Genomic DNA, 21,841 nt, shown 5'->3' on the forward strand with positions numbered 1-21,841 from the left:
ATAAGAAAGTAAAAAAGCTTTGGGATTCTATGAAAGAAATATAACAAACTGAATAATCAACAAGTGATAATAAATGGCTGTTTACAGCAATTGATCTTTATTTTAGCTTCGCATAATGTTTATTATATGAAACTCAGATTAATTGAAAGATATTTAAAAACCAAATATTCTTACTTGAAATCTTTAAAAAATTCTACTGAGTTAGCGGTTGGCATATTCTCACAATTCTAACTTCTCTGGTGATTCATTCATAACTCGAATTACCCGCACCATCTAGGCCACGAAACTAAAATGTTTCGTGGCTCTTTTTGTGTCGTCTACTTTATTTGTGAACTGTAAAATAGAAAAATCGCAGCCGTGGAGTGAGACTCTGCAGCTGCGCTAAAATAATGGGGGATAGCCTTTTACGGTTATCCCTTGTTTGTTATTCTGCGAACAAATTTAGTTTTGATTGTCCGATACTGTCATATTGTTCGTGGCGTTGTGTTCACCTCCTTTATAGTACAACACATTACCACAGAAAATGGGAGTAGCTACAATTTTTAAACTCACAGGGCACTAGAGTTCTATTACTCCATAGCACTTCCCATCCAGCGAAAAAACAGTTCGGCAATCGTGGAAGAACATGGGTCGGGAAATCAGAACGGAATCACTCCCAGCAGAGTTGAGGCAATAAGTGCGAGAATACTCATTGGCCAAACAAATTTTAGCGCGTACTTGATATGATCTCTGATAGAAACATCCACAAGGCCCAAGCCCACATACACAGCAGCGACTGAGGGACTAACCGGTGTACCGAAGGTAGCAGTGAGCAAGAAAGTCGCGGCCACTGCCTCGGATTTGACTCCAAACGGAGCAACTACTCCGATTATGATCGGTAGCAGTGCGTAGTAGAAAGCATCCGTTCCAAGAATCATCATCAGCGGAACGCTGAACAGTGCCAGGAACCAGTGCATATGCGGTGCCATTGAAGCCGGCAGCACGTTGACCATGGCATTCTGTCCTAGCTCTTTGATCTTTTTGTTCTGAATTTTTGTCTGTGGGAAATTCAAGACCAGTGCGATGGCATAGGCAATCATAAATATGGAATATAGCGGCATCGGCGTGTCAAGAAACAGAAAAACCATCATTACCAGAGTCAGCGCAAGATTAAACCAGTATTTCCAGGTGCGATGAGAATCGCGTTCTTCCTCGGCTGCTTCCTGCTCGGCTGTCTCTTCCACCGGATGTAGACCGTGGCGCTTTTCCATAAAGATGACGGCAAATCCATTCACAAAGGTCAGCACTGCAAGGCATACAACACCAGGAATGATGAAGGCATAAAGATCGCCCGTTTCCACTCTGGCTACTGTGGCGGCACGCATGGTGGGGCCTCCCCACGGCAAAATTATTCATGACGGCATAGGGGCCGCACATGATGGCCAGCAAAGCCTCCTTACGAAAGCCGATCCGCTTGATGATGGACAAGAACGCTGGAACAACGATCAGAAAGGTGGTTGCGCCTGAGCCGTCCAAATGCGCAATAAAGGTGGTGAGAAGAATTGCAACAACGATCATGCCTGCTTTTTTAGTCAGAAAGTTGATAATGGGATCGAACAGGCCGATCTCATCCATCATGGTAAAATAGGAGATGGAGAATACGAACAGGATTGCGGTGCCAAGCATAGATTTCATGCCATCCCCAACAAAACCGCCGATTTGTTCAACGCTGTAACCAGCGATTAGGGCTGCAATCAAAGGCAAACTAATAAATGCTACCGGCGGGCTTACCCAACTCTTGATCAGTACTACCATAAGAATAATCATTAGAATAAAACCAATAGCAGAAAGCATAGGGATTTCTCCCCCTTTTTTATCTGTTTAGGGTTTGTTGAAAACAACGCAAACAGGGCTCTCTGTTTCCAGTTTCCAGTTGGTTTGTGTCAAAATTCCATCAACAGGATTCATTGCAAGTTCTGTCAGTGTGTCAGTTGTTTCATTGGCAGCCAAAATGGTGCCGCGCGGCGTAATCGTGATAAAGCGAGGCTGTCTGCCTCCTGTTTTGGCACAGTCGCAGTAACGCAGCGTTCCGGTTACCGGGTTGATTGCAAAACTGGTGATACTATTGTGTTTGCGGTTCGAGATTGCAATGTGTTTTCCGTCCGGCATCATTACGATACCGCTTGCCCAACCATCACCCGTATATGTATCCGGGAGCGTTGGCAGAATCTGCTTTGCTTCCAAGGTTCCCTCGATCGGATCAAAATGGTAAAACGTGACAGAATAATCCTTTTCATTCACCCCATAGCCCCAACGGCAGTTTGGATGAAAAACAAAGTGGCGAGGTTCGGCAATTTCGCGGGAGTGAACGGTACAGGTACTTTTCAGGGTGCCATCCTCCGCATGAATGCGGAACAGATTCACTTGGCCAAAGCCTGTTTTACGTCCCTGACAAGAAACTGCCAGATAAGTTCCAGTTGGGTCTAACTGAACCTGATGGGGGTGAGATACTGTGCCCTCCTCTTTGCCGGGCAAAGAATAAAGTTCTTTCACTATTCCCAGACTTCCATCCGCAAGGCGCGGCAGCACCGCCACGGTTCCGCTCTGCAAGTTGGCAACATAGACCCAGTGATTACCTGGCTCTACGCAAAGGTGTACCGGATTGGTACCTCCTGTGGAAACGGTGTTCAGAAAGTGGAGTGTACCATTTCGGCTGACCTCAAAAGAAGAAATTTCGCTGAAATCGCCATGAATCGCATACAAAAATTGACCCGTTCGGTCAAAGCAAAGATAGGAAGGATTGTTGCCAGCTGCCATCATCTGCACGGAGTTCCATGTTTCATCTGGTAACACTTCAAAAACGTGAATGCCCTTTCCGTGGGCATTGCGTTCTTTTGTTGTACGGCAGCCAATATACGCATAAGTAGACATTTTTGTATCCTCCTAATCAGCAAAACAGCTTAAATCCGCCAACCAGCGCGAACAGCAATACAATAATGACTGCGCCAAAAGAAACACCAAATAATTTTGCAAAAATCGACGACTGCTCGGCGTCGGACGCTTTCGTCTCTTGCACGTAAGAGGCGAGAATCAGACTTCCGCCTGTAGACAGCGGGCTGATACCGGCTACTGTAGCGCCTCCAACAATCCCCATTACCATTTCCAAAACTGTCACGCTACCGCCCACATTAGCAACAATTCCCGGAACCGTTGGAATCAGAGTAGGAAAAACAACGCCGTTGGCAGAGCTAAACCAACTCATAATGCCTGCGGTCAAGGTGATAATTGGGGTTGCCGTGATTTGATTCATTAGAGCGGCCAGAATATTAGATAATAGTTCGATCCCACCCATTTTTTGTGTAACAGTCATCAGCACATTGACACCGCAGATTAGAATTAATACACTCCATGGTACAAGTTTAAAAGCCGCCTTTTCATTAACTGTGTTCAGTAAAATCAGTACTAAAGAGAGCGCAAAACATACAAGTCCGACGTCATAACGAAGGGCCACTACCGCCACCACCATAATAATCAGTACACTTACACAGACCTTTTGCTTCTTGTTGAAAGGCAAGCTTTCTGTCTGATTTGCATTTACTTCCGCACGCAGGCGGTAGCCTTTGAACACAAGGTATAAAACGATGGCGCACACAAGGTTGGCAATGCTCACCCCTGCAAAAACGTGACTGGGTACACCTTCATAACCCATCTGGGTCGTCAAATCAGAAACAATAATGCCTGAGAGTGCGATAGGAGATGTTGTACCGCCTACTGCGCCCAAAACGGCCATGCCACCCATCAGTACAGGAGATGCTTTCATCTGGACAGCAAGGGCCACCGCAAAAACGATCATAACCGATTGAACAGAAATGGCACCCGGACCTGCGGCAGAAAGGAGATAAGAAACAGCATAAATAATGATAGGAACTAGAAAAGTGCGTCTGCCCACGAGCGCCACCATTTTCTGAGAAAGTAGTTCCAGCGTATGGTTTTCCTGTAGAAGACAGAAGAAAAACATGGTTCCTAAAAGTGTCATAAACAGTTTACTCGGAAATCCGCCCAGTATGGTGCTGATGCTTACACTACCAATTAGCCCAAGTACAAAAGACAAGCCTATAGAAACGAGTCCCACATTAATTTTTTTGACGAATCCGATCACAATGGCAGCAACCAGAAAAGTCAACGCAATAATTTGGTATATCATAAAGATTATCCTTCCTGATAAACGGTTGACAACTGTGAAAGCCAGCAATACTGCATCGTCTGTTTTATGATACAGAATTCTCAGCAAGCCTGACAGCAAAGCCACAACAACTCAGCACTTTCTGTAAAACAGCATCGCGTTTTTTTACCACAACTGCAATTCTCGTTTTCTGATCTTTGAAAAAAGGGATACGTCAATGGGTCTCTAAGGATCTTGACGCACCCCCTCACAGCTACTTATTCTCCAAAATTAAAAGGTTTGACTTGGCGCACTACATCCAGAATCGTACCATCACGGGCTTCCACAATCGCGACGACCTTATTTTCCCATTCCAAAGGATCGGGCGTGCCAACCAACTCATAAGCTTTCTGCTGGAGGCTCTCGATAGAAACGTGGGCAATGCCAGCCCTATCCAAGCAGGCAATCAGGTCAGGGCGAAGCGGATTGACGGCGATACCGTAGTCCGTTACCAGAACATCCACACAATCTCCCGGCGTGGTGACGGTAACGACATCTTTGCAGACAGTCGCCATGCGGCCACGGGTCAGCGGGGTAACGATGATGCAGCACTTGGAACCGGCTGCGGTATCGGGATGACCGCCCGGTGCACCGCGCAGCACACCATCGGAACCGGTGATGACATTCACATTGAAATGTGTATCAATCTCAAGAGCTGAAAGCACTACATAGTCGAGTTTGTTGACATATGCTCCTTTGTTGCTTGCGTTTGCATACTCGCTCAGGTCAATCTCGATATGATGCGGATTGCTGTTCAAATGCGCAGCTGCACCTTGGTCAAAGTCCTGTGTGTCTAGGATGTAACCCACAAGACCCTTATCCTGCAGTGCGCAAATTGCCGAGCTTATGCCGCCGAGGGCAAAGCTCATTTTGATACCTTGCTCCCGCATACGGTTTTCAAGGAAGCGGTTGACGGCCAGAGAGGGGCCGCCCACGCCAGTCTGGAAAGAGAAGCCATCCTTAAAGTAGGGCGTGGCAGTAATGACGTCGGCAACATGTTCGGCCATCATCAGCTCGCGCGGGTTGTCGGTCATACGTGCTTCCTTAGTCGCAATCTTCTTCGGATCTCCGATGGCATCCACCACGCAAACCGCATCCACATCAATGCAGGAAATAGGAGCCGGCAGGTTTGGAAACGGAACCAGCGTATCGGTAATGATGACTGTGTGATCAGCGTAACGGGCATCATGGCTGGCAAAGCCCATTGAGCCGCAGTTGTTTTTGCCTCCCTGACCGCGGGCATTGCCGCAACAGTCAGATGAAGATGCTGCCAAGAACGCAATGTCAATATGGACTTCTCCGGCTTCAACTGCGCGGGGACGGCCGCCATGGCTGCGGATAATTGCCGGATTTTTCAGCTTGCCCGCCGAAATTGCTTCGCCAATGCGTCCACGAACACCGGAGGTCTGAGCCTCCACGATGATGCCGTTTTCCATGTAATCGGCCAGCAGATTCTGCGCCGAGCCCAGCGAAGTTGCCGCAACGTGCAGGTCTTTGAGACCCAATTCTTCCACCAGAACTTTGGTCACTATCGAGGCAACAAAATCGCCGTCGCGGAATTCAGTGTGGAACGAAAAAGTCATGCCATCGTGTGCGCCACATTTTTCACAAGCTTCGCGAATAGAAGCACATAATTTGTCCTCCTGCGGTTTTTCGTGGCAGACGGTGGTGGGTGTCGCTTTTTTAATGAGCTGCCCATTTTTATAGTTTTTTCCCTGATAGACCTCGCGGCCATCTTTGAGCAGATATTCGGGAATGTCTCTGCCTACTGCATTGATCATGCTATTTCACTCCTTTCTTACAGATCGCCGTGGTAAACGCCACAGGCCTTGGCAAGTGCAATGATGCGTTTGGCATCCTCAAAGAAGGGAATGTCTACCATCTTGCCGTCCACTGTGTAGACACCGATACCGGCATCCGCCTGTGCCTGACAGCCGCGAACGAGTTTCTCCGCATAGGCAATTTCTTTTTCGGTCGGGGCAAAGGTCTCATGCACAAAAGCGATCTGCTTGGGGTTGACGATGCTCTTGCCGTCAAAACCCATTTGGTGGTTTTGAATAACTTCAGCCTGAAAGCCTTCCATATCGTCGATGTTGGGGAACATGGTATCGAAGCATTGCACACCGGCAGCACGGGCTGCCAGCAGCATCTGGCCGCGTGCGGCCATCATTTCAACGCCTCCGCGCTGGATCTGAACGTGCATGCTCTTGCGAAAATCGCCGCCGGAAATGGCGCAGCCCAGCATGCGGTCGGACGCAGTCACGATCTCGTAAGCATTCAAAATGCCCATCGGGCTTTCCAGAGCAGCCATTAACAGGGTGCGGCCTTCCTCAACGCCAAACTCGCGCTCAGCGGCTAGAACAGCAGCTTCGACCTGACGAACCATATCAGCGTTTTCGCATTTGGCAATGCGGATGCCGTCAGCACCGCCGGCTACGCAAACACGGACGTCTTCTTGCCAATGCGGGGTGTCCAAGCCATTGATGCGGACGATGACCTCAGTATCGCCGTAGTCAATGGCTTTCAACGCATGATACAAGCTAAAACGGGCGGCATCTTTCTGGTTTTCGGCAACGGCATCCTCCAAATCAAGAATAATGGAGTCGGTACCGTAAATATAAGCGTCTTTGATTAGGCCCGGTTTTTGTGCATTCATGAACATCATAGTACGGCGCAGGCATTTCTTATTCGGCTTCGGGCGATGGATATCGTGATTCATTTTACAGCACCTCCCCACGGAATTCCCCCCTGGGATTTACCGCAGCTGCGGAAGACCGCACATTCCACGCGAGCTTTCAGCGTACAGTCCAGCGCGCCCTTGTCCACGACGGTGACCTTGGCGTCCTTGACATCAAGGCGATTGAGCGTCTCGAGCACGGTAGCTTGGATCTGGCGACCATACTGGTTCAGCACGCTGCTTTCAATGGAAAGCTCCAGCCCTCTGGTCGGTTCCACCGTGACCTGCGCATCACTGGATTCCAGCGTGCCAGCCATGGCACTTTTCAGAATAACCATTTATTTTCCTCCTTCACATTTTCGGTTGAGTTTCGATCAAAACAGGCGTACATAAACCTGTCTTACGGCCTCATTTTATAGCCGGATAATGCTGCTGTAAATCTCGTAATTTTCTTCATTATTCATTCCAATGCGGAATGAATACACAGAAATATGCGTATAGAATGTTTTTATTTGTGGAAATCGTTCAACACAATCATTCTTGCTTTGGTAAGATTGCATGTTCAGTCTATTGTCGAATGGATAATCAAGCAATTTTTTCATATTTAATTTGTGATGAAAGGGTTTTCTTTTTTTTAGAAAAAGCTTTATCATGAATGCAAGGAATGAAATACTTGAAAGTTGGTGTCCATTGTGGATGAGAAAGATTTCAAACTGCTCTGTGTGCTGAACGAAACGCGCAATATCACGCATGCAGCGGAAAAACTGTATATTACCCAATCAGCCCTATCCAAGCGAATCAAGGCAATAGAGCAGGAGCTTGGCACCGAAATGTTGCTGCGCTCACGACAAGGCATTCGATTTACGCCTGCAGGAGAGGCTGTACTGGCACACAGCGCTGTGGCTGCCACGGAGATGGAGAATATGCGCCAGAGTTTGTTGGCGATGAAAGATGAGGTGTGCGGTACACTGAATGCGGGAATTTCCGTCAACTATGCGCTTTATCGCCTTCCTGATGTTTTGGCCACCTATCACGAGCAGTACCCCAAGGTCAATCTGCACATCACTACAGGGCAAAGTCATCATCTATACCAGCAGATGCTGGCAGGAGCGCTTGATGTGGCGGTTTTGCGGGGCGAGTATCCGTGGAAAGGAATGCAGTTTTTGCTTTCACAGGAGAATATCTGTGTTATCTGCCAACAGGAGAATGCAGACCGCCCCCTTTCTGACTATCTGTATATCAATCACAAAACCGATTCGAATTTGGCATCGTTGATGTCGCGCTGGATACATGAGCAGGGTATTACGGCGCAGACCGGATTTTGTGTGGATAATGTAACCACCTGTGTGGAAATGGTACGCCGCGGCCTCGGTTGGGGACTACTGCCGGAGATCGGACTGGATGAGTTTGAGGGCTATATCCGCCCCTGCACATTTGAAAATGGTGAACCATTTGGGCGCAGAACCCATGTTCTTTGGCAACAGGAAGCGCACAAGTTACCGCAGGTGAAAGCTTTTATTGAAACTATAAAAAAGAGCCGTTAAAAAGGAGGGACTGCAAAATGGAAGAAAGACAGGTTGCACTGGCACAAATGCTGGATGCACGGGAGCGTCGTACTCTGCGCCAACAGCAGCTTTTGGCGCAGTACCACCAGCCGCTGTTGTGCTTTACCATGAACATTGCCGGCCCAGTGAAAAACAATGACTTAATCCAGCGCGGCTTTACATTGGGCAAGCGGATGCTGAACGGGCAGCTTGTCTGCGCAAAAGCGGGGTGCCTACATTTTGAGGAGATCAGCGAGGCGACCGGGAATGAATCCTTTTTTTCTGTGGCAATGGATGCGACGGCGCTGAAAAGGCTGGCCGTGGGCATCGAGAAATCCTGCCCGGTGGGCCGGCTGTTCGATATAGATGTGCTAGATGCCGATGGGTGCAAGCTGGAGAGGACAGAGCCACGCCGCTGTTTGATTTGCAGCGCACCCGCGCAGGAATATGCCCGCAGCCGCCGCCACACGGTCGCCGAGCTGTGGAATAAGACGCAGTCTCTTTTGAGCGAAGCCCTCAAAGAGGAGGACACGCATAAGAGCGCCATTTTTTCCATGGGCATTCTCTGCGCGGCACTGGGCCGTCTGTCTCGGGAGCAGTGGGGACTGCCGGAGGCAGTGCTGACCGAATGCGCTGCCATGACGCGGGGTCTGGTGGCGTTAGACTATTCCGGACTGACCGAAGCGACGGCAAAAACCACCGGTCAGAAGTTATACCTGAAATACGGCATCACCGGTGTTCGCGGTCAGGCTGAGGCGGGATTTCCCGCCGTACTGAACGCAGGCCTGCCGACGCTGGAGTGATGTGTGTCAGAGAGAAGCACGTTAAACGATGCCGGCTTCGCAGCACTGTTGGCGCTGATTGCTGTCAATACCGATACCAATCTGATCACCCGCAGAGACCGCACTACCCAGCAGCGGGTTTCTTCTGAAGCGGCGCAGATTTTGCGGGCGTTCCCATGCCTCGACATTGCCACGCTAAACACGCTGGACACCTTATACACCCAGATGAACCTTTCTCCAGGCGGCAGCGCGGATTTGCTGGCAATCAGTTATCTACTTTATTTTTTGCGACATGAAGGGAGGACTTCTCTTGAATCCACAGTATGAAATCGTCCGGATTTATCCCAACGACCGCAGCGCACTGGCCATGGTGGATGCATTGCTGGAGCAGGAAGGCATCCACCGTGATACCAATCTGGATTATATTTGTGTAATGTTGGACGAGAGCTACCGTGTAATTGCGACTGGCAGTTGTTTTGGCAATACGCTGCGCTGCTTTGCAGTCAGCAGCGCGCATCAGGGGGAGGGATTGCTGAATCAGATTATCACTCATCTGATGGAGGTGCAGTTTGCACGCGGAAATCTGCATCTGTTTTTATATACCAAATGCAAATCTGCTAAGTTCTTTGCAGACTTAGGTTTTTACGAAGTCGCTCGTGTGGAGGATATGTTGGTATTTATGGAAAATCGGCGGGACGGCTTTTCCGATTATCTCAGACAGTTGGAGACAACAAAGACAGGGGGCAAATCAGTGGCGCTTGTGATGAACGCCAACCCCTTTACTCTGGGACATCAGTATCTGGCGGAGACCGCCGCTGCGGCCTGTAATACTCTGCACCTGTTTATCATCAGCGAAAACGTCAGTCTTGTGCCGTTTGCCATCCGCAGAAAGCTTGTGGTGGCGGGGACCTCCCACATAAAAAACATTGTGTATCATGACAGTGGTCCCTATATCATCAGCAACGCCACCTTTCCCAGCTATTTTCTGAAGGACGAGACTGACGTAATCATGGGACATGCCCGTCTGGACTTGACCGTGTTTGTCAAAATCGCCAAGGCGCTCAATATTACGGCCCGCTATGTCGGTGAAGAACCCACCAGCGTAGTAACAGGGTTGTATAACCAGGTCATGCGGCAGAATCTGCCGCATGACGGAATCGATTGCATTGTGATTCCGCGCAGAAAAACAAACGGAAGTCCCATCAGTGCCTCTACCGCGCGTCGGTGCCTTAAGACGGGAAACTGGGCTGCCCTGCAAAAGTTAGTTCCGGCCACTACTTATGACTATTTTCAAAGCGAGGAAGCCCGCCCAGTACTGGAGCGCATCCTCAAAGCGGGAGATGTGGCGCACTACTGAGAAAATTGATGCGAAAAGAGTAAATTAGCAATGCATCGTGGGTACCACGATGCATTGCTTGCTGGGTTTGTTTTACTCCCTCAATTGATATAGCGGAAACCTCTTTTCAGAAATATGTTTAGGCTCCTAAATTAATCATTGACATTCTTGTATTGAAGTGATATGCTATAAACAATTTAGGGACCTAAATAAATTAGGAGGTACTTATTATGGAACAAAATCATGCCGTGGATCTATATACGGCTCTTCATCGGCTTGGACGTCAACTTCACCGAAACGCTCACCGACTAGGGCACAAGGAAGGTCATTACCAAGAGCAGTCCCGTCTGCTCCTGCTGATTGCGGAAAATGATGGGGTGATTCAGCGAGATTTGGCCATCGAAATGGATGTCCGCCCATCCAGCATGACAGAAATGCTTGTAAAAATGGAACAGTTAGGGCTCATTCGGCGAGAGCAAGATGAAAAAGACCAGCGTGTAATGCATATTTTCCTCACGGAAAAAGGAAAGGCTGTTGCAGAGGAATCCAAAACAACAAATGCTCAGCTGACCGAAAAACTCTTTGAGGGACTTAATGCAGAAGAAATTGACGAAATGCTGCGTTTGACGGAAAAACTCGCAGCTCATCTAGACGCCATGGATTCTTCCGCTTGTGAAGGCGGCCCAATGCACGGGCATCATCATGGGTTTGGTGGACACCATGGGGGTGATGGCTTCCATCATCATAACTGGGACCATCATAAACACGAAGATTTTGACGATAGAAGATTTTTTTGAATTCAAAGCCATCTGTCAAAGTCGCTATCCAAAGAGGGGGTGAATGCCCTTGAATTTTACAAAATTCATCATCATAAATCCGCGTGAGAAATCGGGCCTTTGGGTCGGGATTGCTGGAATTTTTATCAATGGCATGATATTTGCGTTGGAACTTTTCGCAAGCATTATGACAGGCAGTACAACACTGACGGCCGATGCGTTTCACAATTCTTTGGATGCTGTCACATCTGTCATTACGGTCGTTTCGTTTCTAGTCGTTGGAAAACCGGCTGATCGAAAACACCCCTTTGGCTTTGGACGTGTAGAATATCTGTCATCCTTATTTTTAGGGGTGATTATGATAGGAGTCGGAGTGTTTTTTGCCAAAACTTCTTTTCTAAAAATTCTGAATCCTGTAGTAGTGAGATTCAATAAGATTGCATTTATTTTAATGCTTATTTCCATTCCACTGAAACTGCTGTGTAGCTATATTAACCGAAAATACGCACAAAAAGTTTCTTCGCAGACTCTGGCCGCAGCCTCATTGGACACTATGGGAGATGTTCTTATATTGTCCGTTGCTTCTTTTTCTCTGCTATTTACGAAACTGACAGATATCCCTGTGGACGGCCCTCTTGGACTGCTCATCTCTGGTATTATCATTTTCTCAGGATTTTCTGTCGCAAAACGCGCGGCATCATCTCTAATTGGAAAAGCGCCCGATCCGGCAATTTCTAACCTCATTTCTGAGACAGTGCTGAAAGCAAAATATGTTGTAGGATTTCATGACCTTGTGGTGCATGATTATGGGCCAGAGAAAATTCTGGCTTCTGTTCATGCAGAGGTTCCTTCTCATGTGCCCTTGGTGAAAGTACACGAGGCTCTGGCACAAACGGAATTAGACATGCAAGATCAGGGTGTGGAATTGATCCGGTTGCAGTACAGACCGAGTGGGACCATCACAGATACAATGAGGCAAAACAGATCACACCGCAGCTTTTGCAGGTCAGCAGACTATGGGACGGTGATAACATGAATCCAAATGAACTTTCTTTCTCTAATCTGACTTATCTGGAAGCGATCTACCTTTTATACGGTCATACCGGGTGCGTACATCCGGTAGACTTAGCAAACGATCTTCAAGCTTCAAAACCCAGCATTACAAGAGCGCTCAGACTTCTGACAGAGGAAGGATTGTTTCGAAAAAACTCTTGTGGGGAGATTTTAGCTACTCAAAAAGGGGGCCTCCATTGCTAAAAAACTTTGCGAAAAATGTAAAACATTGAGAGCACTTTTTGAAAAAACTATTGGACCTATTTCTAAATTCTCCTGCCGGGAAACTATCAGATTGTCTTATTCCATAAGCGATAAAATCGTACATGCAATACACACCTATCTGGCACAGTCTGTAGGTAGTGATGTTCCAGCGGTTATCTGCAAATAGGCTGTTTTAATAGCAAAATAAACAGAAAATAACTGGGGCCAAAATTGGTTCCAGTTATTTTATACTTCATGCAAAAAATCTGTCAGGTACTTAGTAATGATTAATTAACATCTCTTGGACAATTTTCTCATCTGCAACGGGGACATCTTTTCATGCTTTTTAAAAACTCTGCTAAAATAATTTGAATCGTTGAAGCCACAACTCATAGCTATTTCCGTCATATTCTGATCACTGATTCTTATGAGTTCAACAGCTTTATTGATCCTCAGATTGTTAATATAGTTAATTGCCGACATCCCTGTTATTTGCTTAAATAACCTACAAAAATGGCCTTGGCTCATTTTGGTAATATCAGCAAGTCTATCAAGGTCTATTTTCTCTGTAAAATTACTTTCTATATAGCTTATCACGTTTTTGAAACGCTGTAAATTTGCAAGCTGTGAATCTAATTCATTTGCGGTATAGATTTTTCTTACATAACCTCTTAACAACAGGACGATAAGATCATAGACTTGTGCTTTGATAGCCAATTCAAATCCAATTTGTTTTTTAAAGTATTCGTCAATCATTCGATTAACGCACAATAAAATATCTTTATCATCTCTTACCACGTTTTTAAATAATATCAGGTTTTGAGATAATGGCGTAAGAAATTGAGCCTGTATTGAATCAACTCTGTTGCTATAAATAAAGGATAAATCTATTTTGACCATATAATAAGTAAGACTTTCACCGATGTTTTCGATATAATGTAATTCTTTACTGTTTATGATTACAAGGTCATGGGCTCCTACTTCATATTTCTTTGAATTGCAGCGGACGATAGCACTCCCCTGAGTGAAATAAAGAAACTGGATCTGCTCATGCCAATGGCATTCCAGAATAGGACCATGGGTTTCGCTTTCAATCTTTTTTATTTCGATAATTAAGTTCTTGTCGGACATATCGTCATAATGTGTCGCTTGGCTTTCCATTTTTACACCTCAAATATTTGGATAATGCTAAAAACAATCAATATCGTCCATGATAAAAGCCATATATTGAAATATAATAAGTAATAGAATTCAGAATACGATATTAGTATATCAAAATAATGCTAAACAATCAACTAACGAAGGAGAACAATCGCTTATGGAGAATAATCAGGGAAACCAAATACAACATTTTGAAGAAGCAGAAATTTCGCCTGAAAAAAATTCGCATACAAGAAACCCACATAATTTTTTAGGAACGGACGGCATTACAAAATTAATTTTAAAATACTCCGTTCCCTCTATTATCGGATTGCTTGTAAATGCTCTTTACAATATTGTCGATCAGATTTTTATTGGAATGGGCATAGGGTATTTAGGCATAGCTGCCGCCAATGTGGCGCAGCCATTAACAACTTTGAGTACAGCTTTTGCATTACTCTTTGGTGTCGGAGGAGCCACAAACTATAGCCTCTTTCTTGGAAAAGGGAATACGGAAAGGGCCAACCGACTTGCGGGCAATGGAATGACTTTCCTTATCCTCTCCGGGACGGTACTGGGATTAGGAACATTAATATTTTTAAAACCTGTGCTCTACCTGCTTGGTGCAACTGAGCTTGTAATGCCTTATGCAATCCCTTATGCCGCGCTTATAGCAATTGGGTTACCATTTTTGACATTTACCCACGGGGCTTGTACTTACATGCGGGCGGATGGAAGTCCAACTTATTCAATGGTTGTTCAGATGATTGGTTGCGTATTCAATTTAATATTTGATCCGGTTTTTTTGTTTGTCTGCAATATGGGCATATTTGGGATAGCGCTTGCGACAGCTTTGAGCCAGATATTGACGGCAGCAATCTCGGCGCATTATTTAATCAAAAAAAAGCGCTTAATGTCCTTTGGTAAAAAAGACATGCTGCCAACTACTAACTGTCTTAAGCCAATCAGCGCAATTGGTTTTGGCGTGTGTATCAACCAAATTGCAGTTGCAGTCGTCCAGATTGTTCTTAATGACGTACTGCGCCATTATGGCGCGGTAAGCACATACGGGAGCGAAATCCCTCTTGCCGCTGCTGGCGTAGCTTCAAAAGTGTTTGTGTTATACCAGGCGTTTATAATAGGTATCGTTCAGGGCTTCCAGCCTGTTTTAGCCTATAACTATGGTGCGAAACTGTATGATAGAGTGAAGCAAATTTATAAAGTTTCATTATCACTATCTTCGCTTTTTTCGATTGTAACTTTTCTGCTGTGCATGATATTTCCTGGGCAGATCTGCAGTCTATTCGGTACTGGAAATAAAGCATTTTTTACTTTCACGGTAAGATTCCTGCGGATATACATGTTGCTAACATTTGCGAATGGAATCCAGCCGATCGTCTACAATATCTTCAACTCAATAGGCAAAGTGAAAATCGGTATGATTGTAACTCTATCCAGACAGATTTTATTTGCTATTCCTTTGCTCATTATGTTACCCGCTTTGTTCGGCTTTGAAGGAGCTTTATGGGCTACTCCTATTGCCGACTTTTTGGCTGCAATACTATCCATAGTATTATTTGCCCATGAAATGAAGGAAACAAACAAACTTATCTTAAGTAGTAGAGAAAATATCGTATCTGGCTGAAGAATTAATAACCTATCTCTGCGGTTGCCTCATAAGAGAAAAACGCCGTGCTGAAACGTCTCGCAGAATAGAGTTTTTCTGACCTCAACGTTTTTTTATACATATTTGCAATTTAATATGATTGTGTATGGGCAAACTTCCCGAAAGGTAAGGACCAAAGCCATAGGGTCTAAAGCGCCAAATAAAGCGCTATGACAGCCTGGCTGCAAAAAGGAGGCTGGAACCCGTGTGTTCTGGCCTCTTTATGTTTTTATAGCAGACTTGTCGTTTGCCCTACTTTCAATGATATCTTTTCTTAGAAAAAATGCTTGGCTTTGCATAGCTGGTCTGGTTACTGTAACCAGCAAGCAGGGCAACTGTGTCCACAGTTGCATATTTTATAGATTTTTCCTCGCGGTCAAACCATAAAACTGCTTGTTGGGGCAAGCCGCCCCAAACCCTGCGACTTCGTGCCAACTTGGCCCGAAGTCGGCGTTCCATCTGCGTTGCCGCGACGCCCATGTGAACGGTAGGAATTTTCTGTACGCCCTGCCGGGCGTAGCTGCGGTGATCGACGCGCTGCGGCAAATTGCAAAATTCCAACATGGCGTTGGCATATCTGGCCCACTGCGCACGCCATTCTTCGGCCTTGCCCGGATCGTTCCAGTTTGTGATGTTGATCCGATGACTTTTGAAGGTGCCGCCGGGAAGCCGGATGCGCTGCCCGTGCGCGTCGAGGTCGTATTCCTTGCGGCACTTTGCTCCCCACTCACCGCGCTCATGGTGAGCATGATATGAGCATGGGGATTTCCGTCGCCCTTGTCATGAATCGAAAAATCCGCGCACATCCCTACGGAGACAAAAATGTCCTGCACGTATTTTCTGACGAGCCGGATTTGTGAATACCGGTCGATCTCCGCCGGAAGCGCGATTTCGATTTCACGGGCGAGCTGGGCGTTACTGTTTTTCTCGGCTTTCTCCACGCTGTTCCAGAGGGTAGAACGGTCGGAAAACTCCGGCGGGGCATGGGCTGGAAGAATGATTTCCGAATGGACTACGCCGCCTTTTTTCGTATAATCGTGGGTGATGCCGTCCCACTCGTTTGTAAGCTTTTGCCCGCTGCGGTAAGCGGCGGCGGCAACAGCGCTCCGGCCTTGGCTTCTCTTGATAATTTTGATGCTGCAATGGTAGATGGCCATAAGCAAAAATCCTTTCGACGGCAGGCATAAACAAAACCTCGCAGAGCGCACGGCACCCGTAAGGGTGTATAAGTGCGCCCTTGGTATAATTACACCAAGGGAATAGGACAGCAGCTCAGCGCTTTTTCTCCAGAAATGCCTTGATTTGTCCGCCTGTCATGGGGATGATTTCGGGGAACACACTTTCCAGAATGGCCCCGCCGCTCAATGAGGCGATATGTCCGCATTTTGCGTTCCGCATCGGCTTTCCGGTTCAGTAAAATTTTCTGCCGGTTTTTAAGCTGACGGATTTTCTCCTGTACGATTTCCGGTTCCTGTTTGGATATTGGCATATTGTTCTTCTTACTCCATCCATCTTTTCTTCTCAAAATACCGTCTGAGATTTCTCACACCTTTCCTTACGGAATCGCAAACGCCGCTGCTGTTTACGCCCTCGGCGCGGGCAATGTCCACTTCCTTCATGCCGAGGATGTAATGCGCGTAGACCCGCCGCGCCTGAATGGGCGGCAGATGGCCGAGGGCTTCATAAAGCTGTTGCATCGAAATTTTTTTGATAAGGATTTCTTCAGGTGACGGCTCCGTATGAAGGATGCTGTTTTCTATGCCATCGCCGCAATCCAGAGAATAATAGGCTTGGTGATACCAGGTTCAGTGGTGATAATTGTCTTCCTGCCGTTTTGCCAACAGAAACGCTTCGGCAATCTCGTCGCTGACCTCAACAAAACAGTCCTCGTTGAAAAACGGCTAATACTTGCGCAGATTGATGGTGGGCATATGGCTTACCTCCAGATAGCGAGAAGGACAGACATCTTAAAACTGCCTGTCCTTCTCGCTTGTGTGATAGGGCAAAAGCCCTTCACCGGGTTAGCCTGATAGCACCGCTTCGTAAAGCTATAATTTCAAAATCTTTTTACACTTTTTGCGAACCGCCTTGATGGAATCCCAGATGGCGTATTTCGAGCGGCCGTAGGCGTTGCCAATTTGGGTACAACTGCACCCCTCCAGCGCATAAAGGAAGAATCTTTGTCGCTGAATTTCAGTGCAGCTCTCCAGATCCGCCATGATTTCATGAAGGGTTTCCTTGCGGCAAAGCCAATCTTCCGGCGTTTCATAATAGCTCTGGCTGCATTCATGGGCGATGATGGTTTCGTCAAATTCACGCTTGTTCCAATGGCGGCGCTGTTCATGAAAAAGGTTTTCAGTTTTGTGATCTGCACGATCAATATAGGCATAGACTTCAACGGACACGTTTACTGACACGGCTTATCCGTGAATTTTAATATGTACCTCCATGATTTTTTTGTCCTTTCTGATTCATTTGGCAATTCAGAAAAGACGGCGGGAGGCGAACAGCAACAAGGTAAAGAACTGGCTGAAAATAAAAAAATGCCAGATGGGAGAGTATCCCAAAGGGCAAGAGGTAACTGATATTTTCTGTTGGTACGGATCGAAAAGAAGTCGGAATTATCCTTTGAAAAATTTAAGCTTCTTTTGAAGAATTAACATCTGAGAAGTAAGACCTGATGTCCGCCGGTCACGCCCGGCCGCATGAAAGAGGCCGGATTACTTTGATAAAATAAACGGACATAAAAAATCCTCCAAACCCACGAGCTCGGAGAATTGTATTGTGAAATATTGCAAGGGAAGTATCCCTCCAAATTCATGGGTTTTTGTTTGGCGGATATATCCTCTTTAAATTTATTATTGCGTAATGGCTATACGCTTTTTGCATAAAAGCCAGACAATCAACCACATTACAATTCCTATGACTGTCAAAATGCATTTGTTCAGAAACCAAATTGGACCGCTTTCATCTACGAAGCATATGAACAGATATATATACGGAACAAACGATATTCTTAGTAAACTTCTGATCAGCATACTAAATAACCAGTAAATCCCGCAAACGGCTACTGCGGCATGGGAACTTGAGGTGAACATTGAGCACAGCACTGCAAGCGATGACAGAAAGAACGCGGTGGACAGGTAAACAAACAGAAACTTGCCAAGAGAGAAAGCCGAATCCATTGTTTGATATACGATCATGCCTATCAGGGCAAAAACCCCAATTACGACAAATGTATAAAGATAACGCACGAACACCCAGCGAAAAAGTGATCGGCTCTGCGCTTCAAAGACCTCGAACATCGGGTCGGAACGGGTTTTCACACACTCTCCGATCATAATGGCCGTATAAAACGGAAAAACAACTTCAAATCCGAGCGTGTTCCAGTTGATTAAATTGCCGCCCCTAAAACGCAAAAACAGAAAAGTTCCGACAACAAGAATAGAAATCCAATATAAATTGAATCCGATAATTTTTCTTTCAAACTTTATATTGGATATTCCCATTACTCAGCCCTCCAATAGCGGCGTTTGGCAATAAGCAGAACAAAAGCGAAGATTCCTATTCCCAATAGAAACGCAAGATTTGCCGTGATATTCCCGAAATTCAAAGTATTCAGATTAAACCGATAGACAAATGTGCTTAATCCTCCAGTCAACAGAAACCAGAATGGCAAGTCACTTACTCCTTTTTCCGGGACGATGATAAGATTTGCCATAAAGTAGACGGCGAATACGGCATAAAACAGGCGGATGTCCAAAAGTACGGGGATTGCCAACGAGCACATGGATACGAAAAAACAAGCTGGCAGAATGACTGCAATAAATCCGACAAAGTACGGGATCGCCGTAAACTGTCCCGGTGTGAAAATGGCCTGTATTACCCCGTTTACCGCAAGATAAAGCCCGGTCATGCACAAAAGGTAGCAAAAATTTCCAAGAATTTTCCCGGTCAAGTATTGGATTTTTCGGATAGGGGCTGTTGTGAATAAATCCAGCGTCCCTGTTTTCCAGTCTCCACAAATCCGGTTGGATAAAAGAAACATTAGTCCGAATAGGAGAATAATGCCGGGCTGCCCGATCAGGCGATATACAACATAACCTTGTTTGGGGAGTTCCGCAAGACGTTTTACATTTGCCTCTGAAGGAAAATCATCAAGCAGGGCGACAACCATTGAAAAAGCAAATACCAGCCATCCGCCAATCCGCCTGATTTGCATTTTCAACTCGTATTTAGCAATCAAAACGGATTTATTCATGAGCTTTCCCTCCCATGCAGTAAACATAGGCGTCTTCCAAAGTTTCAGCTACGGGTGAAACGGAATAGGCGTTGTTTTCGTCCATGAATCGTGCTTTTATCTGATTGCCCTCGTAAGTCGTGGAAATGACAACGGCTTTCTTTTGAAGTTCCAACAGTTCTTGATCACCGTTTAGATTTAAGGTCTTAATCTTTCCGTGAACGCTCCGCAAAAGCTCCTGCGAGGTTCCTGTAAAAAACAGTTTTCCTTTTCGCAATACCGCAAGACGCTCACTTAACTGGTATACATCTTCAACAAGATGCGTGGAAAGCAAGACCGTTCTGCCGTCTTTGGCAAAGCGGGAAAGAACGCTGCGGAACCGTACTCTTTCTTCTGGGTCAAGTCCGGCAGTCGGTTCATCCACAATCAGAATCTGGGGATCGCCAACCAGTGCCTGAGCAATGCCCACCCGCCGTTTCATCCCGCCGGAAAGCTGTCCGATTTTCCTCCGTGAAAAGTCTTGCATATCAACCTGTTCCAACGCCTTTTGAACTTTCGCCTTTTCCCGTATGCCCTTCAGCCCGGCCATATAGCTGACAAAATCAAATACGGAAAGGCTAGGATACATGCTAAGCTCCTGCGGTAAATAGCCGATATTCTTACGCACTGCGTCGCCCTCGCGTATCGTGTCATGTCCCATCACGGCTATGGCGCCGGATGTCGGTTTCAAGATGGTAGCAATCGCTTTCATCAAGGTAGTTTTTCCAGCTCCATTGTGTCCCAACAAACCAAATACGCCACTGCCGATAGAAAACGTGACGGAATTCAGTCCTTTTACACCGTTCCTATATTGCTTCGTCACGCCTCTAATCTCGATGTTATTCATGACCCATGCTCCTTTCAATCTGTGCATTACCTGTCGGCACCGAATAGAAATACGTTTTTGAACCAACCAAAGAACTGAAAATAACGGCCATCACGATTGCAAAGGATAAAATCACGGAGCAGCATTTTTTAATTGCCGATGTTGGCAAAAGAATGCTTTGAAACCGCTGCCTTACCAACATGAAATCCAAAGTGCCAATGGCGTTTGCGGCGTAATGCTTGCTTGGCAAAGCCAGTTTCAGCATCTTGAGCATTAGATTTGCGTAATCAGAAGCCGATAGTCCCGGAATGTTTTTGAAGACAGTCTGATCGCAATCCATCTCACAGGAGATTGAAAACTCATGCCGAGCCGCCCATGCCAGCGGGTTAAACCAATGAATACAGCAAATAAAATCAAAACACTTTTGTAAAAACAAATGATCTCGCTTAATATGAATCAATTCATGGGTCAGAATAACGGTTAATTCCTGCTCGGTCAGTTGATCTGAAATTCTCTTTGACAGGATGATTTTCGGATGTCCAAGCGAAATCACACAGGCCGGGTCTTTCAAATCGCCATAAAGAATTTCCGGCAATTTCTTTATCTTCACGAGCGTGGCACTTTTTTGAAGAATATGGGCAACAGTCTCATTGTCGCATGGGGTATATTTGCGAACAGCAAAATATGCATAGGCACTCCGAATAATATGATAGCCTAAAGAAATGCAGCAGCCGATTATCCATACCTTAGATGCCGTCAGGAATGCCGGAATCCACTCTTGATCCTGCATAACAAGGTTTAGTTCCGGACTAAAAAACGGCAGAATATAGAAAAGCAACATCAGCAAACAGAAATAGAAAGAAACCCTGATTTTTAATATGTGCTGAAAGAACATAATGAGAATCCACGCCATACTGCCAAACGCAGATACAAAAAGCACGACATAAAACAGATCAGCGATCATCGTTTCTTCCTCTCTTGTTCGGAAACCAATTTCCGCAACTGTTCCAATTCTGATTCGGAAAGGTTGCCGCTCTTGATAAAACTGGTCACCATGTTGCTGACAGAGCCACCAAATACCCGATTCAAAAAACTTTTGCTCTCGGCAATCTGACACTTCTGTTCCGAAACGGTAGGACTGTAGAGAAATCCTTTCCCTTTCCGTTCAGTTTTCAGGGCATTCTTTTTGACCAGCCGTGCAAGGTAAGTTTGTATCGTCGTCGTACTCCAACCCGTACCGGAAAGGTGGTCAATGATCTCCGTAAGCGGTTGAGGGGCGTTTTCCCACAACACCTTCATGACCTGCCATTCTGCCTCTGAAATTGATATGTTTTTATTAGACATTGGTATCCTCCTA

At 46.1% G+C, this 21,841-nt stretch carries 23 protein-coding genes, 2 pseudogenes and 1 riboswitch; of the genes and pseudogenes, 8 read left to right on the forward strand and 17 right to left on the reverse strand.

What is annotated here, in order from left to right:
* Nucleotides 1–638: 638 nt before the first annotated feature.
* The 7 genes from ACVS9P_RS08515 to citD form a co-directional block, all read right to left on the reverse strand.
* Nucleotides 639–1,223: a hypothetical protein gene (locus ACVS9P_RS08515; protein ID WP_452103140.1), complete on the reverse strand. Its 585-nt coding sequence runs from the start codon at nt 1,221–1,223 to the stop codon at nt 639–641.
* Nucleotides 1,150–1,833, reverse strand: a complete 684-nt coding sequence (locus ACVS9P_RS08520; RefSeq protein WP_452103141.1) for an SLC13 family permease — start codon at nt 1,831–1,833, stop codon at nt 1,150–1,152. The genes ACVS9P_RS08515 and ACVS9P_RS08520 overlap by 74 nt, the downstream gene beginning before the upstream one ends.
* Before the next feature lie 27 nt (nt 1,834–1,860).
* Complete coding sequence (locus ACVS9P_RS08525; protein WP_452103142.1) at nt 1,861–2,910, reverse strand: lactonase family protein; 1,050 nt, start codon at nt 2,908–2,910, stop codon at nt 1,861–1,863.
* 16 nt (nt 2,911–2,926) lie between these two features.
* Nucleotides 2,927–4,183 carry an SLC13 family permease gene (locus tag ACVS9P_RS08530; RefSeq protein ID WP_452103143.1) on the reverse strand — a complete coding sequence of 419 codons (1,257 nt, stop codon included), beginning with the start codon at nt 4,181–4,183 and terminating at the stop codon, nt 2,927–2,929.
* A gap of 236 nt (nt 4,184–4,419) precedes the next feature.
* Nucleotides 4,420–5,982, reverse strand: coding sequence for a citrate lyase subunit alpha (gene citF / locus ACVS9P_RS08535; RefSeq protein WP_452103144.1), 1,563 nt, complete (start codon nt 5,980–5,982; stop codon nt 4,420–4,422).
* 17 nt (nt 5,983–5,999) lie between these two features.
* The gene (locus ACVS9P_RS08540; protein ID WP_452103145.1) at nt 6,000–6,920 is read right to left on the reverse strand and encodes an aldolase/citrate lyase family protein; all 921 of its coding nucleotides are present in this window, start codon (nt 6,918–6,920) and stop codon (nt 6,000–6,002) included.
* A complete protein-coding gene (citD, locus tag ACVS9P_RS08545; RefSeq protein ID WP_452103146.1) occupies nt 6,917–7,216 on the reverse strand; it encodes a citrate lyase acyl carrier protein in 300 nt (99 codons plus the stop codon). Before citD ends, ACVS9P_RS08540 begins: the two co-directional genes overlap by 4 nt.
* Nucleotides 7,217–7,570: 354 nt before the next feature.
* Here citD and ACVS9P_RS08550 point away from each other — a divergent pair, with 354 nt between their 5' ends.
* The 6 genes and pseudogenes from ACVS9P_RS08550 (at nt 7,571) to ACVS9P_RS08575 (ending at nt 12,573) form a co-directional block, all read left to right on the forward strand.
* Entirely contained in the window at nt 7,571–8,422 is an 852-nt protein-coding gene (locus tag ACVS9P_RS08550) for a LysR family transcriptional regulator (RefSeq protein ID WP_452103147.1), read from the forward strand.
* Nucleotides 8,423–8,469: 47 nt separating this feature from the next.
* Nucleotides 8,470–9,531 (forward strand): annotated as a pseudogene (gene citX / locus ACVS9P_RS08555) (citrate lyase holo-[acyl-carrier protein] synthase).
* Nucleotides 9,515–10,561 carry a [citrate (pro-3S)-lyase] ligase gene (gene citC / locus ACVS9P_RS08560; RefSeq protein WP_452103148.1) on the forward strand — a complete coding sequence of 349 codons (1,047 nt, stop codon included), beginning with the start codon at nt 9,515–9,517 and terminating at the stop codon, nt 10,559–10,561. Before citX ends, citC begins: the two are co-directional and overlap by 17 nt.
* A 209-nt stretch (nt 10,562–10,770) precedes the next feature.
* Nucleotides 10,771–11,337: a MarR family winged helix-turn-helix transcriptional regulator gene (locus tag ACVS9P_RS08565; protein WP_452103149.1), complete on the forward strand. Its 567-nt coding sequence runs from the start codon at nt 10,771–10,773 to the stop codon at nt 11,335–11,337.
* Between the two features lie 49 nt (nt 11,338–11,386).
* Nucleotides 11,387–12,352, forward strand: a complete 966-nt coding sequence (locus ACVS9P_RS08570; protein ID WP_452103150.1) for a cation diffusion facilitator family transporter — start codon at nt 11,387–11,389, stop codon at nt 12,350–12,352.
* Entirely contained in the window at nt 12,349–12,573 is a 225-nt protein-coding gene (locus tag ACVS9P_RS08575) for a hypothetical protein (RefSeq protein ID WP_452103151.1), read from the forward strand. The genes ACVS9P_RS08570 and ACVS9P_RS08575 overlap by 4 nt, the downstream gene beginning before the upstream one ends.
* Before the next feature lie 291 nt (nt 12,574–12,864).
* Here the strand turns inward: ACVS9P_RS08575 and ACVS9P_RS08580 are convergent, their stop codons facing one another.
* Nucleotides 12,865–13,734 (reverse strand): AraC family transcriptional regulator, encoded by an 870-nt coding sequence (locus ACVS9P_RS08580; RefSeq protein WP_452103152.1) that lies wholly within the window; start codon nt 13,732–13,734, stop codon nt 12,865–12,867.
* A gap of 157 nt (nt 13,735–13,891) precedes the next feature.
* Here ACVS9P_RS08580 and ACVS9P_RS08585 point away from each other — a divergent pair, with 157 nt between their 5' ends.
* On the forward strand, nt 13,892–15,358 hold the full coding sequence (locus ACVS9P_RS08585; protein ID WP_452103153.1) for an MATE family efflux transporter: 1,467 nt from the start codon (nt 13,892–13,894) through the stop codon (nt 15,356–15,358).
* 120 nt (nt 15,359–15,478) lie between these two features.
* A riboswitch (cyclic di-GMP riboswitch) is annotated at nt 15,479–15,569 on the forward strand.
* A gap of 68 nt (nt 15,570–15,637) precedes the next feature.
* Here ACVS9P_RS08585 and mobQ read toward each other — a convergent pair.
* From mobQ to ACVS9P_RS08600, 3 genes and pseudogenes are all read right to left on the reverse strand, one after another.
* Nucleotides 15,638–16,536 (reverse strand): annotated as a pseudogene (mobQ, locus tag ACVS9P_RS08590) (MobQ family relaxase).
* A gap of 89 nt (nt 16,537–16,625) precedes the next feature.
* Nucleotides 16,626–16,868: a hypothetical protein gene (locus ACVS9P_RS08595; RefSeq protein WP_452103154.1), complete on the reverse strand. Its 243-nt coding sequence runs from the start codon at nt 16,866–16,868 to the stop codon at nt 16,626–16,628.
* Between the two features lie 10 nt (nt 16,869–16,878).
* A complete protein-coding gene (locus tag ACVS9P_RS08600; protein ID WP_452103155.1) occupies nt 16,879–17,076 on the reverse strand; it encodes a sigma factor-like helix-turn-helix DNA-binding protein in 198 nt (65 codons plus the stop codon).
* A gap of 42 nt (nt 17,077–17,118) precedes the next feature.
* Between ACVS9P_RS08600 and ACVS9P_RS08605 the strand changes: the two genes are divergently transcribed.
* Nucleotides 17,119–17,409: a hypothetical protein gene (locus ACVS9P_RS08605; protein ID WP_452103156.1), complete on the forward strand. Its 291-nt coding sequence runs from the start codon at nt 17,119–17,121 to the stop codon at nt 17,407–17,409.
* Between the two features lie 18 nt (nt 17,410–17,427).
* On the opposite strand, the gene ACVS9P_RS08610 is transcribed toward ACVS9P_RS08605, so the two are convergent.
* The 6 genes from ACVS9P_RS08610 to ACVS9P_RS08635 all read right to left on the reverse strand — a co-directional run bounded on the left by ACVS9P_RS08610 (nt 17,428) and on the right by ACVS9P_RS08635 (nt 21,828).
* Nucleotides 17,428–17,796, reverse strand: coding sequence for a sigma-70 family RNA polymerase sigma factor (locus tag ACVS9P_RS08610; RefSeq protein ID WP_452103157.1), 369 nt, complete (start codon nt 17,794–17,796; stop codon nt 17,428–17,430).
* A 441-nt stretch (nt 17,797–18,237) separates the two neighbouring features.
* On the reverse strand, nt 18,238–18,888 hold the full coding sequence (locus ACVS9P_RS08615) for a hypothetical protein (protein WP_452103158.1): 651 nt from the start codon (nt 18,886–18,888) through the stop codon (nt 18,238–18,240).
* On the reverse strand, nt 18,888–19,640 hold the full coding sequence (locus ACVS9P_RS08620; protein WP_452103159.1) for an ABC transporter permease: 753 nt from the start codon (nt 19,638–19,640) through the stop codon (nt 18,888–18,890). Before ACVS9P_RS08620 ends, ACVS9P_RS08615 begins: the two co-directional genes overlap by 1 nt.
* Nucleotides 19,633–20,505: an ABC transporter ATP-binding protein gene (locus ACVS9P_RS08625; protein WP_452103160.1), complete on the reverse strand. Its 873-nt coding sequence runs from the start codon at nt 20,503–20,505 to the stop codon at nt 19,633–19,635. Before ACVS9P_RS08625 ends, ACVS9P_RS08620 begins: the two co-directional genes overlap by 8 nt.
* Complete coding sequence (locus ACVS9P_RS08630; RefSeq protein WP_452103161.1) at nt 20,498–21,448, reverse strand: M56 family metallopeptidase; 951 nt, start codon at nt 21,446–21,448, stop codon at nt 20,498–20,500. Before ACVS9P_RS08630 ends, ACVS9P_RS08625 begins: the two co-directional genes overlap by 8 nt.
* Nucleotides 21,445–21,828, reverse strand: a complete 384-nt coding sequence (locus ACVS9P_RS08635) for a BlaI/MecI/CopY family transcriptional regulator (RefSeq protein ID WP_452103162.1) — start codon at nt 21,826–21,828, stop codon at nt 21,445–21,447. Before ACVS9P_RS08635 ends, ACVS9P_RS08630 begins: the two co-directional genes overlap by 4 nt.
* Nucleotides 21,829–21,841: the final 13 nt, after the last annotated feature.

The sequence above is a fragment of the Caproicibacterium sp. NSD3 genome (assembly GCF_053613275.1).

Coding starts and splice junctions, on each gene's coding strand:
- ACVS9P_RS08520 (WP_452103141.1), bottom strand. CDS start 1,833: ATGCTTTCTGCTATTGGTTTTATTCTAATGATTATTCTTATGGTAGTA.
- ACVS9P_RS08635 (WP_452103162.1), bottom strand. CDS start 21,828: ATGTCTAATAAAAACATATCAATTTCAGAGGCAGAATGGCAGGTCATG.
- ACVS9P_RS08565 (WP_452103149.1), top strand. CDS start 10,771: ATGGAACAAAATCATGCCGTGGATCTATATACGGCTCTTCATCGGCTT.
- citD (WP_452103146.1), bottom strand. CDS start 7,216: ATGGTTATTCTGAAAAGTGCCATGGCTGGCACGCTGGAATCCAGTGAT.
- ACVS9P_RS08580 (WP_452103152.1), bottom strand. CDS start 13,734: ATGGAAAGCCAAGCGACACATTATGACGATATGTCCGACAAGAACTTA.
- ACVS9P_RS08620 (WP_452103159.1), bottom strand. CDS start 19,640: ATGAATAAATCCGTTTTGATTGCTAAATACGAGTTGAAAATGCAAATC.
- ACVS9P_RS08630 (WP_452103161.1), bottom strand. CDS start 21,448: ATGATCGCTGATCTGTTTTATGTCGTGCTTTTTGTATCTGCGTTTGGC.
- ACVS9P_RS08625 (WP_452103160.1), bottom strand. CDS start 20,505: ATGAATAACATCGAGATTAGAGGCGTGACGAAGCAATATAGGAACGGT.
- ACVS9P_RS08600 (WP_452103155.1), bottom strand. CDS start 17,076: ATGCAACAGCTTTATGAAGCCCTCGGCCATCTGCCGCCCATTCAGGCG.
- ACVS9P_RS08615 (WP_452103158.1), bottom strand. CDS start 18,888: ATGGGAATATCCAATATAAAGTTTGAAAGAAAAATTATCGGATTCAAT.
- ACVS9P_RS08530 (WP_452103143.1), bottom strand. CDS start 4,183: ATGATATACCAAATTATTGCGTTGACTTTTCTGGTTGCTGCCATTGTG.
- ACVS9P_RS08540 (WP_452103145.1), bottom strand. CDS start 6,920: ATGAATCACGATATCCATCGCCCGAAGCCGAATAAGAAATGCCTGCGC.
- citF (WP_452103144.1), bottom strand. CDS start 5,982: ATGATCAATGCAGTAGGCAGAGACATTCCCGAATATCTGCTCAAAGAT.
- ACVS9P_RS08605 (WP_452103156.1), top strand. CDS start 17,119: ATGAAGGATGCTGTTTTCTATGCCATCGCCGCAATCCAGAGAATAATA.
- ACVS9P_RS08575 (WP_452103151.1), top strand. CDS start 12,349: ATGAATCCAAATGAACTTTCTTTCTCTAATCTGACTTATCTGGAAGCG.
- ACVS9P_RS08595 (WP_452103154.1), bottom strand. CDS start 16,868: ATGCCAATATCCAAACAGGAACCGGAAATCGTACAGGAGAAAATCCGT.
- ACVS9P_RS08525 (WP_452103142.1), bottom strand. CDS start 2,910: ATGTCTACTTATGCGTATATTGGCTGCCGTACAACAAAAGAACGCAAT.
- ACVS9P_RS08585 (WP_452103153.1), top strand. CDS start 13,892: ATGGAGAATAATCAGGGAAACCAAATACAACATTTTGAAGAAGCAGAA.